The 17,150-nt window shown below is 60.6% G+C and carries 14 protein-coding genes; 10 read left to right on the plus strand and 4 right to left on the minus strand.

Annotated features, from left to right (window positions below):
• Positions 1-214: 214 nt before the first annotated feature.
• Positions 215-2,926 carry a LuxR C-terminal-related transcriptional regulator gene (locus AB0O97_RS08890; protein WP_363881829.1) on the plus strand — a complete coding sequence of 904 codons (2,712 nt, stop codon included), beginning with the start codon at positions 215-217 and terminating at the stop codon, positions 2,924-2,926.
• Positions 2,927-3,102: 176 nt separating this feature from the next.
• Here AB0O97_RS08890 and AB0O97_RS08895 read toward each other — a convergent pair whose 3' ends face one another.
• From AB0O97_RS08895 to sdhC, 4 genes are all read right to left on the minus strand, one after another.
• Complete coding sequence (locus AB0O97_RS08895; protein WP_363838140.1) at positions 3,103-3,885, minus strand: succinate dehydrogenase iron-sulfur subunit; 783 nt, start codon at positions 3,883-3,885, stop codon at positions 3,103-3,105.
• Positions 3,886-3,893: 8 nt separating this feature from the next.
• Positions 3,894-5,693, minus strand: coding sequence for a succinate dehydrogenase flavoprotein subunit (gene sdhA / locus AB0O97_RS08900; protein ID WP_363837070.1), 1,800 nt, complete (start codon positions 5,691-5,693; stop codon positions 3,894-3,896).
• Positions 5,694-5,786: 93 nt separating this feature from the next.
• Positions 5,787-6,254, minus strand: a complete 468-nt coding sequence (locus AB0O97_RS08905; RefSeq protein WP_363881831.1) for a succinate dehydrogenase hydrophobic membrane anchor subunit — start codon at positions 6,252-6,254, stop codon at positions 5,787-5,789.
• Positions 6,255-6,647: a succinate dehydrogenase, cytochrome b556 subunit gene (sdhC, locus tag AB0O97_RS08910; protein ID WP_074711603.1), complete on the minus strand. Its 393-nt coding sequence runs from the start codon at positions 6,645-6,647 to the stop codon at positions 6,255-6,257.
• Between the two features lie 171 nt (positions 6,648-6,818).
• On the opposite strand from sdhC, the gene AB0O97_RS08915 reads away from it, so the two are divergent.
• From AB0O97_RS08915 to AB0O97_RS08955, 9 genes are all read left to right on the plus strand, one after another.
• On the plus strand, positions 6,819-6,947 hold the full coding sequence (locus tag AB0O97_RS08915; protein WP_363837065.1) for a hypothetical protein: 129 nt from the start codon (positions 6,819-6,821) through the stop codon (positions 6,945-6,947).
• A gap of 66 nt (positions 6,948-7,013) precedes the next feature.
• Positions 7,014-8,159 (plus strand): sugar phosphate nucleotidyltransferase, encoded by a 1,146-nt coding sequence (locus AB0O97_RS08920; protein ID WP_363837062.1) that lies wholly within the window; start codon positions 7,014-7,016, stop codon positions 8,157-8,159.
• A 142-nt stretch (positions 8,160-8,301) separates the two neighbouring features.
• Positions 8,302-9,510, plus strand: a complete 1,209-nt coding sequence (locus AB0O97_RS08925; RefSeq protein WP_363837059.1) for an amidohydrolase — start codon at positions 8,302-8,304, stop codon at positions 9,508-9,510.
• A 342-nt stretch (positions 9,511-9,852) separates the two neighbouring features.
• A complete protein-coding gene (locus AB0O97_RS08930) occupies positions 9,853-10,971 on the plus strand; it encodes a BMP family ABC transporter substrate-binding protein (protein WP_363838138.1) in 1,119 nt (372 codons plus the stop codon).
• 94 nt (positions 10,972-11,065) lie between these two features.
• Positions 11,066-12,637, plus strand: coding sequence for an ABC transporter ATP-binding protein (locus AB0O97_RS08935; RefSeq protein ID WP_363881833.1), 1,572 nt, complete (start codon positions 11,066-11,068; stop codon positions 12,635-12,637).
• Positions 12,634-13,989 carry an ABC transporter permease gene (locus AB0O97_RS08940; RefSeq protein ID WP_363837054.1) on the plus strand — a complete coding sequence of 452 codons (1,356 nt, stop codon included), beginning with the start codon at positions 12,634-12,636 and terminating at the stop codon, positions 13,987-13,989. The genes AB0O97_RS08935 and AB0O97_RS08940 overlap by 4 nt, the downstream gene beginning before the upstream one ends.
• Entirely contained in the window at positions 13,986-15,281 is a 1,296-nt protein-coding gene (locus tag AB0O97_RS08945) for an ABC transporter permease (RefSeq protein WP_363881835.1), read from the plus strand. Before AB0O97_RS08940 ends, AB0O97_RS08945 begins: the two co-directional genes overlap by 4 nt.
• Before the next feature lie 3 nt (positions 15,282-15,284).
• On the plus strand, positions 15,285-15,689 hold the full coding sequence (locus AB0O97_RS08950) for a cytidine deaminase (RefSeq protein ID WP_363837048.1): 405 nt from the start codon (positions 15,285-15,287) through the stop codon (positions 15,687-15,689).
• A 2-nt stretch (positions 15,690-15,691) separates the two neighbouring features.
• Positions 15,692-17,002 (plus strand): thymidine phosphorylase, encoded by a 1,311-nt coding sequence (locus tag AB0O97_RS08955; RefSeq protein ID WP_363881837.1) that lies wholly within the window; start codon positions 15,692-15,694, stop codon positions 17,000-17,002.
• Positions 17,003-17,150: the final 148 nt, after the last annotated feature.

Genomic DNA, 17,150 nt, shown 5'->3' on the forward strand with positions numbered 1-17,150 from the left:
CCAACCCCGGCTAGGTCGCGTTATCTTTCACACCCTTTTGCGGTTCTGAACTAGACTAAATCCGTACGGCTGAATGCGTGTGGCAAGGCCCTCTAAAGGGGCCAGACATATGATGCACCTGGGGGTGCTGTGCGTGCCTGCCGGTGCTGTCCCCAGCCGTGGAAGCTGTTGTCTCGCACGTTTCCTGTTGCGCCTCCGGATGGAACTAAAGCACATGTCAAGAATGATCTCGCGGCACACAGTGTTGCGACAGCGAAAGTTTCTGGGACGCCACCAGTTGGTGGAACAAGTTGTTTCCGGTCTTGAACAGCAGGGCTCAAATCTTTTGCTTGTGGGCCCTGGCGGTGTGGGGAAGACGCAATTGGCTGTCCATTGCATCGAACAGCTGTGCGGCCGGAACCCCGGGCTGCAGGTGGTGCATTTTGCCGCAACCGAGGCCACCCAACGTTCGCCCCTCGCCGTATTCGATGCAGTTCTCGAGGAAGATGACCAGCCTGGCGATCAGAGGCCCGATCGTATTGGTCAATTCATTATCGCCGCGTGCCTGAGACACCTGGCCAGCACGCCGGGCACCCCCGGCATTCCGAGCAAGGCGGGTAGGGCCACCAGTAAAGCGGCACGGCTGATTATCCACATTGACGATGTTCCCCTGCTCGACCAAATGAGCGAGGCCGTGATTGAGTACCTTATTTCACGCACGGATGTCCGGCTGGTGCTCACTTGCCGCAGCGCCCCCGGGCCCTCCGGCACACTTGTACGGGCGTGGCGGGACAGTGCCCTCCAACGCATTGACGTCCCTGAGCTGTCACTCGCCGAAATTGCTGAATTTGCGTCGGCCATTCTGCCGGGGCGTCCGCTGGCTGCCGAAACGGTTTCACGGCTGTTTCTGATGACAGGCGGCAACGCCCTATTCCTGCAGGAACTCCTGCGGGTGCTGGAAAATTCTGTGCAACTTGAATCAAGGCAGGGCCTGTGGGTGTGGGCGGGCCATTTGCCCGGAGGGACATCTCTGACGGACATCCTCAGAGTGGAAATTGAGCAGCTCCCGGCGGAGCAACGGGCAGCCTTTGAAATCGTGGCTCTGTGCGCTCCTGTGTCCTTGGAAATGCTTGGCCGCGAGGTCAAGCGTGATGCGGTTGACTTGCTGGCCGAGGCCGGGCTCATTAGGGTCAGGGCCACGGCACCGAACTATGGCACCGTGGTATCTCTTGCACACCCCATCTTTGGCGAAGTGATGCAGGGGCTGTTGACTCCGGCCCAGTCAAGAAGGCACTTCCGGGCGCTTCATGCCTCGGCTATGGACCGGCACACCCACGCGCCGGCAGGCCTGGCGGATTCCTCGCAGCTTGTCTGGACGGGGGAAACTTCGGAGCTGCTCACTGTAGTGTCGTGGGCCCTGGCAGCGGGTGAGGAGGTTTCGTTGCCTCTGCTCACGGACGCTTTCGGGTATGGGCGGACACTTACCGATTATGACTTCCGCATCCGCATGGCCACCATGCTCCTGCACCACGCTGACACCCCTGCCACGCTCCGGGCCGAAGCTCTCATCAACCGCATGGAAGCCCACCGGTTTAGTAACAATCCGGCGGGCGTGTCCGCTGATGCTGGCCGCGCCAAAGAATCCGTGGAGCGCCTTCCCAACGGGCAACAGCGCAATGCTCTGGCGGCCAATCTGGCAACGGTCCTGGCCGATGCGTATGTACTGCAGCAGGGACTGTGGGAAGAAGCGTTGGCGGTGCTGGACTGGGGCGAAAAGCTCATCACAGAATCACAGCTGCCCTCACAGGCTGCCATCCTTGAGCTCCGGGCCTCCCGCGGTATCTATCTGAGCTACGGTGGCAGAATGTCGGACTCCGCTGACGTGCAGAGGGACGTTTTTGCGGCCACCCGTTCCACACCCCATTTTCTGCCGCTCGCATCTACCCGCATCATCTCCCTTGGTCAGCGCGGTGAAGCCAAGAAATCACGGGCACTGGCTAGAGCGCAGATGACCCACGCCGTGAGGGCCACGGCCAAGTACCCCCTCGCGGCAGGCGAGATCGTCGGAGCCTGGTGCCTCTCCGACATGCTCACGGGCAACGTTCGTGAAGCCTCATTCATCTATGGGCTCATGAACACGGCCATAGCCCGCAACCCTGGCCATGTGCGGATGCGCAAGACCCTGGTGGCGTTTGGCCGTGGCCTGCTCGCCTCCATGAACGGGGAATGGCCGGCCGCAGCCGAAAACCTGACATTGGCCTGCGCCGAGCTTGAGGACTTCTCCGGAACAGGGTCCGAAGGGTTGCTGCTGGCAACGTTGGCACTGGCCCATGCAGCGAACGGCAACCATGGCGCCTCCGCCCAGGTAGGCCGCCAACTGCTCAACCGAACCACCGGTGAGAGTCGGCTGCTGGAAGTGCCCTCGCGCTATTCGCTGCTATTGGCCTCCATGTATGCACCCACTGGTGGGGAGGAAGCCGAGGCGCTGGCGCTCGTGGAGCTGGCTCGAAGCTTCGATTTTTCCCTCATGGAATTGCGGGCACTGCAGCTCCTCGCCTGCTGCACCACCGGCGGGCTTAGCCGTGGGGAGCTTGACCGGGCCCGCACCTTGGCAGCCAGCATCGACGCTCCCATCGCCGCTCCGCTACTGGCCAGCTGTGAGCACATTGGCGCCGGGGGAGTGCCCAGCCGTGGCGATGCGGCCAGACTGCTTGCCCGGCGGGGGCTGTTCGTGCCAGCAACCGCCATCCACGGACTCACCCCGCGTGAGCAACAGCTGGCCGGCCTGCTCGCCCTCGGCTACACCAATAACCAGATAACCAAGAAGCTCGTCATTTCCAAACGAACGGCCGAGACTCACTCAGCCAGGATTTACCAGAAGCTGAACATCAATTCCCGCGACGATATTGCCGAGGCGCTGGACAGGCTGGAAAATAGATCCCGCTAACAGCCACGCACCTTGCGCAGTTGCCTGCTGGACGACGGCGGAAGGCTGGCTCCCAGCGTAACGGCGCCTCCCGCCGTCGTTCCCCACCCGCTCCCACTGCTCGCCAGCTCGCGTCGGGGAACACAAAAGCGCCGCCCCCACAAAGGGAGCGGCGCTTTGGCGAATAGCAGGAAATGCTAGATCTGGCGGGCCAGGATGGCCTGCTTGACCTCGGCAATTGCCTGGGTGACCTGGATGCCGCGGGGGCATGCTTCGGTGCAGTTGAAGGTGGTGCGGCAACGCCACACGCCTTCCTTGTCGTTGAGGATCTCCAGACGCATATCGCCAGCGTCGTCACGGGAGTCAAAGATGAAGCGGTGTGCGTTCACAATGGCTGCCGGGCCGAAGTACTGGCCGTCGGTCCAGAAGACGGGGCAGGATGAGGTGCACGCCGCGCACAGGATGCACTTGGTGGTGTCATCGAAACGCTCGCGGTCCTCGGCGGACTGCAGGCGCTCCTTGGTGGGTTCGTGATCGCGGTTGATCAGGAACGGCATGACCTCGCGGAAGGACTGGAAGAACGGCTCCATGTCAACAATGAGGTCCTTCTCAACGGGCAGGCCCTTGATGGGCTCGACCGTGATGGGCTTGGACGTGTCCAGGTCCTTCAGCAGGGTCTTGCAGGCCAGACGGTTGCGGCCGTTGATGCGCATGGCATCGGAACCGCACACGCCGTGCGCACAAGAACGGCGGAAGGACAGCGAGCCGTCCTGCTCCCACTTGACCTTGTGCAGAGCATCCAACACGCGGTCGGTGCCGTACATGGTCATGGTGAAGTCTTCCCACTTTGACTCTTCCGAGAACTCCGGGTCATAGCGGCGAACACGCAAGGTGACGTCGAATGTGGGGATCTCTCCGCCGCCACCGAGGTGTGCGGGCAGTTCAATCTTTGATGCCGGCTCCGGCAATTCAGTTTCCACGGTGCTCATTAGTACTTCCTCACCATCGGCTGGTAACGGGTAACAACTACAGGCTTGGTTTCCAGACGGATCCCGGCGATGGACTCTTCCGAGCTCTCCACCGTGACATTCGAATCGAGGTAAGCCATGGAGTGCTTCATGAACTTCTCATCGTCACGGTCCGGGAAGTCCTCGCGGTAGTGTCCGCCACGGGATTCCTGACGGTGCAGGGCAGCAACCGTCATGACCTTGGCCAATTCCAGCAAGAAGCCCAGTTCAACAGCCTCGAGCAGGTCAAGGTTGAATCGCTTGCCCTTGTCCTGGACGGTGATGCGGGAGTAGCGCTCCTCGAAGGATGCAATATCTGCCAGCACCTTGTCGATCGACTCGGCCGTGCGGAACACCTGCATGTTGGCGTCCATGGTGTCCTGCAGATCCTTGCGGATCAGCGCAACCTTTTCGCCGCCGTCGGACGTGCGGACATGGTCCAGCAGCGCCTTCGTATCGGCTTCCGGGTTCTCCGGCAGCTCAACCCAGTCCGCGGTCTTGGCATACTCAGCAGCAGCCACACCGGCACGCTTACCGAACACGTTGATGTCCAGCAGCGAGTTGGTGCCCAAACGGTTTGAACCGTGAACGGAAACACAAGCAACTTCACCGGCTGCGTACAGGCCGGGGATGATGGTGTCGTTGTCTTGGAGAACTTCGGTGGTGATGTTCGTGGGAACACCGCCCATGGCGTAGTGAGCCGTGGGGAAAACCGGGACCGGCTCCGTGTACGGCTCAACGCCGAGGTAGGTGCGGGCGAACTCGGTGATGTCCGGGAGCTTGGCGTCAATGTGCGCCGGCTCCAAGTGGGTCAGGTCAAGGAGAACGTAGTCCTTGTTCGGGCCACAGCCACGACCTTCACGAACCTCGTTAGCCATGGAACGGGCCACGATGTCTCGGGGCGCCAAGTCCTTGATGGTGGGGGCATAACGCTCCATGAAGCGCTCACCCTCAGAGTTACGCAGGATGGCACCTTCGCCACGTGCAGCCTCGGAGAGCAGAATGCCCAGACCGGCAAGACCTGTCGGATGGAACTGGAAGAACTCCATGTCCTCCAGCGGGATGCCCTTGCGGAACGCGATGCCCATGCCGTCGCCGGTCAGGGTGTGTGCGTTGGAGGTGGTCTTGAAGACCTTGCCTGCACCACCGGTAGCCAAGATAACGGATTTGGCCTGGAAAACGTGCAGTTCGCCGGTTGCCAGATCGTAGGAAACCACGCCGGCAATCTTCTTCTGCAGGTAGATGGTGCCGTCCTCGCGGGTGGCTTCCTCTTCAACCGTGAGCAGATCCAAAACGTAGTACTCGTTGTAGAACTCAACGTTGTGCTTGACGCAGTTTTGGTACAGGGTCTGCAGGATCATGTGACCGGTGCGGTCGGCGGCGTAGCATGCACGGCGAACCGGAGCCTTACCGTGATCGCGGGTGTGGCCACCGAAGCGGCGCTGGTCAATGCGGCCCTCGGGCGTGCGGTTGAACGGCAGGCCCATCTTCTCAAGGTCGATCACGGCGTCAATGGCTTCCTTCGCCATGACCTCCGCAGCGTCCTGGTCAACGAGGTAGTCGCCACCCTTGACGGTGTCAAAGGTGTGCCACTCCCAGTTGTCCTCTTCCACGTTGGCAAGGGCTGCACACATGCCGCCCTGTGCTGCGCCGGTGTGGGAGCGGGTGGGGTAGAGCTTGGTCAGAACGGCGGTGCGGGCACGCTGTCCGGATTCAATGGCGGCACGCATTCCTGCGCCACCGGCCCCGACGATTACGACGTCGTATTTGTGGACCTGCATACTGGATGCTCTTTCTCTCATTTACTGCATTAAAAGCTGGTGTTCACTTCATGCCGCCCGGGCCGCAATGGGCCCGGTGCCCGCAACTAAAAGTTACGGAACGGGGCAGAAGGACGGGAGGTCAATGACCGCACCGGGAGGGCAAGGGTCAAAGGTGAAGATGACCAAGGTGCCCAAAACGATGATGACGGCGGTTGCAATGTACAGAACCGTCTTCAGGACCATGCGGGTGCGGTCGCGCTCAGCGTAATCGTTGATGATGGTGCGGACACCGTTGGTGCCGTGCAACATGGCCAGCCAGAGCATGGCCAGGTCCCAGATCTGCCAGAACGGATCCGCCCACTTGCCGGCAACGAAACCGAAGTCGATGGCGTGGATGCCTTCGCCGACCATCAAGTTGACGAACAAGTGACCGAAGATCAAGACGATCAAGACCACGCCGGAGAGGCGCATGAACAACCAAGCGAACATTTCAAAGCTTGAATGCGAAGCCTTGTTGCGCTTGTACTTAGGCGACTGCGCGCTGTTAGAGCGCGGTGCTGCGATGGAGTCGGTACTCATTTAGTGCCCCCCGAAGAAATTGGAGAAGACAATGGTGAGGTGACGAATCAAGAACGGAATCATCGTCACAGCCCACAGGGCCAAGACACCCCAGAGCAGCTGACGCTGGTACTTGGGGCCCTTCTTCCAGAAGTCGATGGCAATAATGCGCAGGCCGTTGAAGGCGTGGAACACGATTGCGGCGACCAGACCTGCTTCACCCAAACCCATGATGGGGTTTTTATACGCCCCAATGACTGCTGTGTACGCCTCAGGAGAAACCCTCACCAATGAGGTATCGAGGACGTGCACCAACAAGAAAATAAAAATCACTACACCGGTAATACGGTGTCCCACCCAGGACCACATGCCTTCTCGGCCGCGATACAGAGTGCCAGCTGGTTTTGTCGGCACTGATTAAACCTTCCCTGCGTCACCGTTGCGCTGGCGTGGTTCCACGCGGGGAAACGCACACGGCGTGAGCACTCATACTTGAGCCTAAATTTAGGCTTAGCTAACAGCATATTCAACTTAGGCACTCCTTGCTCTATGCATCAAATCACAGCCGGGCCGAAAAATGGCCGAATGCAGGCCTTTTGCTGTAGCCCCCATGCCGTCATCTTGGTGGTTCCTACCGCTGTTAGTGTCCTTCTCAAGTACGACGCCGGTGTGCCCGGCTACCAGCCCGGCGTACGCCCCTGGGTGGATCTTTGAACATCACACAGTGTCTAAAGGGCTTATGAGCCCGTCCCTGCAGGGGCATCGCCTAAGGTGGACTTGATGAATACGCAAAATTTGAATGATCCCGGGCAGTCCGTTGCGGATCCCCTGGACAGGTTCTACGCAGTCATTCCAGCCGGTGGGGTTGGCACCCGGCTGTGGCCGCTGTCTCGCGCAGCAGCCCCTAAATTCCTGCATGATCTGACCGGCAGCGGCAGTACCTTGATCCGCGCCACCTACGACCGTTTGGTACCGCTCAGCGGCGAAAAGGTGTTGCTGGTGACTGGGGACGCGCACCGCGAAGCCGTCTGCCGCCAGCTTCCAGAAATCGCTGACAGAAACCTGGTGCTGGAAACCGAGCCTAAGGACTCCGGGGCCGCCATCGGGCTGGCCGCCGCCATCCTCTTTACCCGTGATCCCGCCACGATCATGGGCTCCTTCGCTGCCGATCAGGTCATCAGCCCGGTGGAGAAGTTCCAGGACGCCGTGCGCGAGGCCATTTATACAGCCGCCACGGGCAAGATTGTCACCATCGGCATTAAGCCCACCCACGCGTCCACCGGATTCGGCTATATCCGCACAGGAGAACCGCTGGATATTGCTGGTGCCCCCAGCGCCCACACCGTGGTTAAGTTCGTGGAGAAGCCCAGCGAAGAAATCGCCGAACAGTACCTTGCCAGCGGTGAGTACAACTGGAACGCCGGAATGTTCGTGGCTCCAGTGGAATTGATGCTGCGCCATCTCAAAGCCAATGAGCCTGTGCTGTATGCCGGGCTGATGGAAATTGCTGCAGCTTGGGATACCCCTGACCGTATTGCCGTGAAGAACCGTGTCTGGCCCACGCTGCCCAAGATCGCCATTGACTACGCTGTGGCTGAGCCTGCGGCCGACGCGGGCGATGTTGCTGTCATTCCCGCCGACTTCAGCTGGGATGACGTCGGAGACTTTGCTGCTATTGCCCGTCTCAGCAGCGCCAAGGAGAACAAGAACGTCAAGGTTATTGGTGAAGGTGGCCGCGTCTTCACTGAGGACAGCACCGGAATCGTGGTGACTGACACCAAGCGTGTTATCGCCCTGATCGGGATCCAGGACGTGGTGGTTGTGGACACCCCAGATGCACTCCTGGTCACCACCCGGGCACATTCGCAACTGGTCAAAAAAGCAGTGGACGGACTCAAAGCCCGCGGCGACACCGACGTTCTGTAGCGCCTGTGGCGCCAAAGGTCGCGAGAGGTCGCGAGCTCCTTTGGCGCCACAGACCGCGGCAGAAGCAAGTAGCTGTGCTGCGCCTGCGTAACGCTACGCCGCTAATGCCACCGCCGGGTACTGACACCATTAGAGTTTGAAGGTGCGCAATTACTCGATGGAAACAGATGCAACTGAGCTGGTAGGCCCCTGGCTGGAGCCCCTCCTGGCACAAGTCATAGAGTTCCGACGGGACATTCATGCCCACCCGGAACTGTCCTTCCAGGAATTCCGTACTTCAGAGAAAATCTACGAACACCTGTTGGCAGCAGGCCTGGCGCCCCGCCGGCTGGAAGGCACTGGGGTGATTGTCGACGTCGGCGAAGGCCCCATTGCGACGGCGTTGCGCGGCGACATTGACGCCCTGCCCATCGTTGAGGAAACAGCTCTCCCTTTCGCCTCCCGCAACCACGGCGTCACTCACGGCTGCGGCCATGATTTCCACACCGCCACCATGCTCGGCATAGCGTTGGTGCTCGCCCGGATGCATGCGCACGAACCGCTGGGCGGCCGGGTGCGCATCATTTTCCAGCCCGCAGAAGAGACCATGCCCGGCGGCGCCTTGTCCTGCATCGACCAAGGCGCACTCGACGGCGTTCCCCGCATCATGGCGCTGCACTGTGATCCGCGCATCGAGGTGGGTAAGATCGGCACCCGCATCGGCCCCATCACGAGCGCCTCGGACACCATCAAAATTGAACTCTCCGGACGCGGCGGTCACACCTCGCGCCCGCACCTGACCGAAGACCTTGTTTTTGCCTTGGCGCAGATTGCCGTCAGTGTTCCCGCCGTGCTGTCCCGCCGGGTGGATGTCCGCAGCGGCGTCTCTGTGGTGTGGGGACAAATCCATGCCGGTTCTGCCCCGAACGCTATTCCGGGACAGGGCGTCATGAGCGGCACCATGCGCTGCTTGGACCGTGAAGCTTGGCATGCTGCTGGGGAACTACTCGATGATGTGGTGCAGCAAGTTGCCGCGCCCTTCGGCGTGGACGTCTTTCTTGAGCACACCCGCGGTGTCCCTCCCGTGGTCAACTCCGAGCACGAAACCGCCGTCATCGAGGCCGCTGCCCGGGCCGAGCTGGGGGATGATTCAGTGGTGCTGGCTCCCCAGTCAATGGGGGCCGAGGACTTTGCCTGGTTCCTGCAGGGCATTCCCGGTTCCCTCATGCGACTCGGTACGCACGTCCCCGGCGGTGAGGAATATGATCTCCACCGCGGCGATTACATTGTCGACGAACGGGCACTGTCGGTGGGTATCCGGGTGCTGTGTGCTGCCGCCCTGCGCACACTACGCGAACTCGATGACGCCTAGTCGCCCAGATCAGTAGCTGTACCTCGGGAGGAGAGTGCCTCTAGCCCGACCCCCTTCAACCTCGCGGGCGAATAGCAGTTCTTCGCACGCAACGCCATCTGGGTCCGTCATGGTTTGTAACGGTTGGCCAACGAAGAACTATGGCACGGCGCCCTGGGGTGGCCGCTGGTGAGCTATGACACTAGGGTATTGTTAGCGCCGCATCACTGGGGTGTGCCAAGGTCTTCTCGTTTGTTTCATCTGCCTGATCAGCGTTGATCAGGTTGTTGGGGCTGTGCGGAGTCTGTGTAGCTCACCAGCCATCCAGTGCGGACACCAACCGATGGAGGAACCTTGAAAAACATGCTTGTCAGTACCGCGAAGACTTTTAAGCGCGGGGCCCTTGTGGGCACCATTGCACTTAGCGCAACAGCCCTACTTCTCACCGGCTGCGGGGAGGCCCCGCCGGCTGCCGGAAGTAGCGAATCTAGCTCGCAGAACCCTGCTGCTGCCGATTTCCTAGGCTGCATCGTCTCCGACTCCGGCGGCTTTGACGATCAGTCCTTTAACCAGTCCTCCTACGAGGGCATGCAGAATGCCGTCAAGGACCTGGGCATTGAGATGAAGGAAGCCCAGTCGTCCACCACGGCAGACTTCGCCCCGAACCTGGCCCAGATGGCCAGTGCTGGCTGTAACTTGACCGTCACTGTCGGCTTCCTGTTGGCCGAGGCCACCGGAGAAGCCGCCAAGGCCAACCCCGATCTGAACTACGCCATTGTTGATGACAACACCATCACCGCTGACAACGTCAAGCCCATTGTCTACGACACAGCCCAGGCCGCTTTCATGGCCGGCTATGTTGCCGCATCCGTATCCAAGACCGGCAAGGTCGGCACCTTCGGCGGCGTCAACATCCCCACGGTCACGATCTTCATGGACGGCTTCGCCCAGGGCGTTGACTACTACAACGAAAAGCAGGGCAAGGATGTCCAGCTCATTGGCTGGGACGTCAAGACCCAGCAGGGTGTCTTCGCCAACACCTTCGAGATCGTTCAGGAAGGTACTAAGCACACCAACAACCTGATCGCCGATGGGGCAGACGTGATCATGCCCGTGGCCGGTCCGCTGGGTAAGGGTGCCGGAGATGCGATTCTGGCAGCCAACGCAAGTGGCAAGGATGCCAAGCTGATCTGGGTTGACTCCGATGGTTTCTTGACCGCCCCCACCTTCAAGGATGTTTTGCTGACCTCGGTTATCAAGACCATGGGTGAGGCTGTAGAAACAGTGATCAAGGAAGACCTGGACGGCAAGTTTGATCCGACGCCGTACGTTGGCACCTTGGAAAATGGTGGCGTGGCTCTGGCACCCTTCCATGATCTGGACTCGGCCGTGAGCGCTGACACCAAGGCGCAGCTGGAAGAGATCAAGAAGGGCATCATCGACGGGTCCATCAAGGTGACTTCTGAGGCCAGCCCCAAGTAGCATCTGGACACGGGCGTTGGGGACCGCTGTAGAAGCGGCCCCCAACGCCCGTGTCTTTCGGCCGTGATCAATACCTTCGCAGACGGGCTAAACGTTGAAATTAGAACTTCGGGGCATCACCAAGAGCTTTGGTTCCCTGGTGGCGAACGACCACATCGACCTGGTGGTGGAATCAGGACAGATTCACAGCCTGCTGGGCGAAAATGGGGCGGGAAAATCCACTCTCATGAACGTCTTGTACGGGCTGTATTCACCCAGTTCGGGACAGATCCTTGTTGATGACGTGCCCGTGACCTTCTCCGGCCCGGCAGATGCCATGGCCGCAGGAATCGGCATGGTGCACCAGCACTTCATGCTGGTCCCGGTCTTTACCGTGGCCGAAAACGTGGCACTGGGTGCCGAATCAACATCCTTTGGCGGCGTCCTGAATTTGGCTGAAACTCGCCGCAAGATCCGCGAGATTTCCACCCAGTTCGGTTTTGACGTTGACCCGGATGCGCTCGTCGAGGACCTGCCCGTTGGTATCCAGCAGCGGGTGGAGATCATCAAGGCGCTGGTGCGTAACTCCAAGATTCTGATTCTTGACGAGCCCACCGCCGTCCTCACACCGCAGGAAACCGACGAACTCATGGACATCATGAGGCAGCTCAAAGCCGGCGGTACCTCCATCGTGTTCATCTCCCACAAACTGCGCGAGGTGAAAGCGATATCTGACACCATCACAGTCATTCGCCGCGGCAAAGTGGTTGGCTCGGCAAGCCCGGACGCCTCCACAACGGAACTGGCCGAGCTGATGGTGGGCCGCGCCGTCAACCTGACCTTGAACAAGGCCGACGCCACTCCCGGAGCGGAAACGTTCAAGATCAAAAACCTCACCGTCATGAACGACGCCGGCCAGAGACTTTTGGACGACGTCACCTTGAGCGTGTCTCAGGGTGAGATCTTGGCGGTCGCAGGAGTGCAGGGCAATGGCCAGAGTGAACTCACCGAAGCGGTGCTGGGCCTGCACAAGCATGTGCTCGGTTCCATCACCTTGGACGGAAGAGAACTGGTAGGCAAGAGCGTCCGTCAGGTCCTGGATTCGGGGGTAGGTTTTGTGCCCGAGGACCGGCAGGACGACGGCCTGGTGGGGGAGCTGTCCATCGCCGAGAACCTCATCCTTGATCTCTACAAGAGGGCCCCGTACTCACGAGCCGGAACCCTCAATCGCGCGGTCATTGCCGAGAACGCGGTTAAAAAGGTGGCGGAATTTGATGTTCGGGCTCAGTCCTCACAGGACGCCGCTGATACTCTCTCCGGCGGTAACCAGCAAAAGGTAGTGCTGGCCAGGGAACTTTCCCGGCCCTTGAAGCTCTTTATTGCCTCCCAACCTACCCGTGGCGTCGATGTTGGTTCTATCGAGTTCCTGCACAAGAGAATCGTGGCAGAACGCGACTCCGGCACACCGGTACTGATCGTCTCCACCGAACTGGACGAAGTCCTTGAACTGGCCGACCGGATTGCGGTCTTGTTTGCTGGCCGGCTCATGGGAATCGTGCCAGGAAAATCCAGCCGCGCATTGCTTGGCCTCATGATGGCCGGGCTGCCCGCGGCAGAAGCACAGGAACACATGCAATCCCAACGTGAACCCGGCACTACCGAGGAAGAGGAAGGGGGACAGTCATGAGTGACGCTAAGGACAACATCCCCGCTGAAGGAACCGCGGGAATACCGGGCGCTCCGGGTAGTCCCGGCACCCCCAACATTCCCGGCGCCACCGGAAGCCCAAGCGCCACCGGACACCCGGGAGCAAAGGGTGCAACGGCCACTGACCCTAAACCCGGGACTGACCCTAAACCGGACAAACCGGAGCAGGAGAGCGGCACCAGCCAAGTGGTACGCGAGATCATGAGCGGCAACGCCATGATTTCCGTTCTGGCTGTGGTGGTGGCACTGATTATCGGTGGAATTCTCATCGCGGCCACAGACCCTCGCGTGACCACCGCTTTCGGCTATTTCTTTGGCGACCCCATGGCCACCATCAAAGCTATTTGGGCCTCGGTTTCCCAAGCGTATGGGGCGCTATGGCGGGGAGCCACCTTCGACCCGGGGGCACGCACCCTGCAAGGACGCCTAGGAATTTTTGAAACTCTGACCTTCGCCACGCCGCTGATCCTCTCGGGATTGGCCGTGACCCTGGCATTCAGGGTTGGTTTGTTCAACATTGGTGCCAAGGGCCAGATCATTCTCGGTGCCACCTTTGCCGGCGTCGTAGGTTTCTTGATTGAGCTTCCCCCGGGCATCCACCTGTTGGCCGTTATTCTCGCTGGCGCTGTGGGCGGTGCGCTGTGGGGCGGTATCGCTGGATTCTTGAAGGCCCGGACCGGAGCACATGAGGTGATCGTGACGATCATGCTCAACTACATTGCTGTGTCCTTGGTGCTGTTCTTGCTCAAGAATCAGTTGCGGGACCCCAACAGCAGCAACCCGATCAGCCCCCGCATGCACGAAACTGCCATGTTTCCGTTGCTGTTGGGTCCCAGCTTCCGGGTTCATGCCGGACTGATTGTGGCCATTCTGGCCGTCGTGGTGGTCTCATGGCTGCTGAACCGTTCCACGTTAGGCTTTGAATACCGAGCCATTGGCGCCAACCCCCGTGCCGCACGCACCGCAGGCATGAAGGTGTCCCGCGGGTACATCACCGTCATGCTCATCTCAGGTGCCTTGGCAGGTTTGGCCGGTGTCACCCAGTTGGCTGGCACCGAGAAACTACTCGATGCCGACGTTGCTGGCAGCATCGGCTTTGACGCCATCACCGTGGCCCTGCTGGGACGGTCCAAACCGTGGGGGACCTTCTATGCGGCACTACTCTTTGGCGCCTTCAAAGCAGGCGGCACCTCCATGGCCATCAACGCCAACGTCTCCATTGACATCGTGGCCGTGGTGCAATCCTTGATTGTGCTCTTCATCGCCGCCCCGCCACTGATCCGGTCCATGTTCCGGATCAAGGAAGTTCGCCGCGAAGGAGTGTCAGCATGAGCATCACCACTAAGAGTGAGACGCCCAAGGTTGCCGATGCGCTAGCTATCCGAAGCTGGAAAGTGCCGATTCTGCTCGGCGTGCTGGCCCTGTTCGCCGTCGTTGTGTTCGTTGTTCTCGGGCCCAGTGGCACCGCAACATTCCGTATTTCCCAAAATACCGATGCCTGGCAGGTGCCTAACCTGGTGGTGCCTGCCAAGGGCGTAGGCGTCTTGGTCGCAATCATCACGGTGGCGCTGGCCTACCTGGCCTGGCGTCAGACGCGAGCTACCGGAAAGATCGCCAAATGGGTGGTTATGACCTTCGCGGTGGTCTTCGTGGTGGGCATGATGGTGTGGATCATTGGCGGGACCACCACCCAGAACATCACGCTGGTGGGCTTGTTCACCGGCGCCATGCTCATCACCACACCCATCTTGTTCGGCTCCATGTCCGGTGTACTGTCCGAGCGTGCCGGCGTGGTCAACATTGCCATTGAAGGACAGTTGCTGGCCGGTGCCTTCACAGCGGCACTGGTTTCCTCCATCACGGGCAACGCCTATGCCGGACTCATTGCCGCAGCCGTTGCCGGTGTGCTGGTCTCCGTGCTCCTGGCCTTGTTCAGCATCAAGTACGTGGTCAACCAGATCATCGTGGGCGTGGTCCTGAACGTGCTGGTCTCCGGTCTGACCGGCTTCCTGTTCGAGAAGATCATGAAGACCAAGGTGGACGGCCTCACTATTTACAACCAGCCGGCACACCTGCCCAACATCTCCATCCCGCTGCTCTCGGAAATTCCGATCATTGGACCCACCCTGTTCCGGCAGTCGATCATTGGCTACTTCATGCTGATTCTGGTGGTGGCTCTCTGGTTCGGTTTGTTCCGTACCCGCTGGGGTTTGCGTGTGCGCGCCGTGGGTGAACACCCCAAGGCCGCCGACACCGTCGGCATCAACGTCAACCGCACCCGCGTGCTGAACGTTCTGGCCGGCGGGGCCGTGGCTGGCATTGGTGGCGCCTACTTCACGCTGGTTGCCGTGAGTAGTTTCAGCAAGGACATGACCGGCGGGCTGGGCTTCATTGCCCTGGCCGCGCTGATCTTTGGCCGCTGGAATCCGATCGGCGCAGCCCTGGCGGCGCTGCTGTTCGGTGTGGCCGGAAACCTGCAAAGCATTCTCTCACTCGCAGGCACACCGATCGACGGCCAATTCTTGGCCATGTTGCCGTACGCATTGACCATCCTGGCCGTATCCGGATTCGTGGGGCGGGCTTTGGCCCCGGCCGCGGACGGCGAGCCCTACATCAAGGAGTAGTCCATGTTGGATGACAAGCTCGACGGCGGCTGGGAGCCTTTGCGCATAGCCGCCACCGCGGCCTTGGCTCACGCGTATGCCCCGTACTCTCACTATCCGGTGGGGGCTGCGGCCCGGCTGACCGACGGCAGCATTGTCTCTGGATGCAATGTGGAGAATGCCAGCTTTGGGCTCACCTTGTGCGCGGAATGCACCATGGTGGGTGCTGCCCGCATGAACGGCGGAGGACTCATCACCGAGTTCTACTGTGTGGATGGCAAGGGCGAGATCCTGATGCCCTGCGGGCGCTGCCGGCAGCTACTGTTTGAATTCAGCACGGCGAGCACACAGATCATGACCTCCTCTGGAGTGAAAACCATGGATGAGATCCTGCCCGACGCCTTTGGCCCCGACAACTTGAAGGACTAGCTGTGACTTCGCTTGGAACATTCGCCGCCGTTGACATCATTGCCACCAAGCGTGACCGGGGCAAACTCACTCCGGAACAAATCGCGTGGACCATTGCGGCCTACACTCGCGGTGACATAGCCGAGGAGCAGATGGCCGCACTGAACATGGCCATCCTGCTCAACGGGATGGATCGGGAAGAAATCTCCCAGTGGACGGCGGCCATGATCGCCTCGGGGGAGACCTTGGACTTCAGCGGGCTGCGCAACAGCGCTGGCGCCCCCATGCCCACCACCGACAAGCACTCCACAGGCGGGGTGGGGGATAAGATCACCTTGCCGCTGGCACCTCTCGTGGCCGTATTTGGCGCAGCTGTGCCACAACTCTCCGGTAGGGGCTTGGGCCACACCGGCGGCACCTTGGACAAGCTTGAGGCCATCCCCGGCTGGCGTGCAGATGTCAGCCATGATCAGCTGCTGCGCCAGCTCTCTGACGTTGGTGCAGTGATCTGTGCTGCGGGTGGAAACCTGGCCCCAGCCGATAAGAAGCTCTACGCCCTGCGTGATGTGACCGGAACGGTTGAGTGCATCCCGCTGATCGCCTCCTCCATCATGAGCAAGAAGATTGCCGAGGGCACCGCTGCGCTGGTCTTGGATGTGAAGGTGGGCTCCGGGGCCTTCATGAAGACTGTGGAACAGGCCCGTGAGCTGGCTCAGACCATGGTGGCACTGGGCAAGGACGCCGGGGTTAACACGGTGGCGCTCTTGACGGATATGTCCACACCGTTGGGTTTGACCGCCGGTAACGCGATTGAAGTTGAAGAGTCAGTGGAGGTGCTGGCCGGCGGTGGTCCAGCCGATGTGGTGGAACTGACCGTGAAGCTGGCGCAGGAAATGCTTGACGCTGCTGGCATTCGTGGTGCCGATCCGGCGGCTGCGCTCAAGGACGGACGGGCCATGGACGTATGGCGCCGCATGATCCGCGCCCAAGGCGGGGACCCCGACGCCGCACTGCCGCAAGCACGGGAGTCCGAGGTTATTCTGGCCCCGGCCGACGGCGTACTGGTGGGTCTGGATGCCTTGGCTGTGGGTGTTGCAGCCTGGCGATTGGGTGCTGGGCGTGCTCGCAAGGAAGACGCCGTTCAAGCCGGGGCGGGGGTACGCATGCACGCCAAGCCCGGCGATCTGGTTCGTGCCGGTGACCCGCTCATGACGCTATTGACCGACACGCCCGAGAAGTTCGCCGGAGCCAGAGAAGCACTCGAAGACGCGGTGACCATTACCCCCGACGGCGACCGTGGGGCGCGAAAGCTCATCATCGACCGCATCGCCTAAGCAACGCCCCACCGCACTACCAACGCTATCGCAGCAACCCTTCGTGTCAGCCTTGGGTGTTTTCCGCGCGCCTTAACGCCCACACGCCGCTTCCTGCCTAGGATTTTTGACTGTCTAAGGAACAAAAATCAAGGTAGGAAAACGGCGT

Source organism: Specibacter sp. NPDC078692, assembly GCF_040686835.1.
GTDB lineage: Bacteria > Actinomycetota > Actinomycetes > Actinomycetales > Micrococcaceae > Specibacter.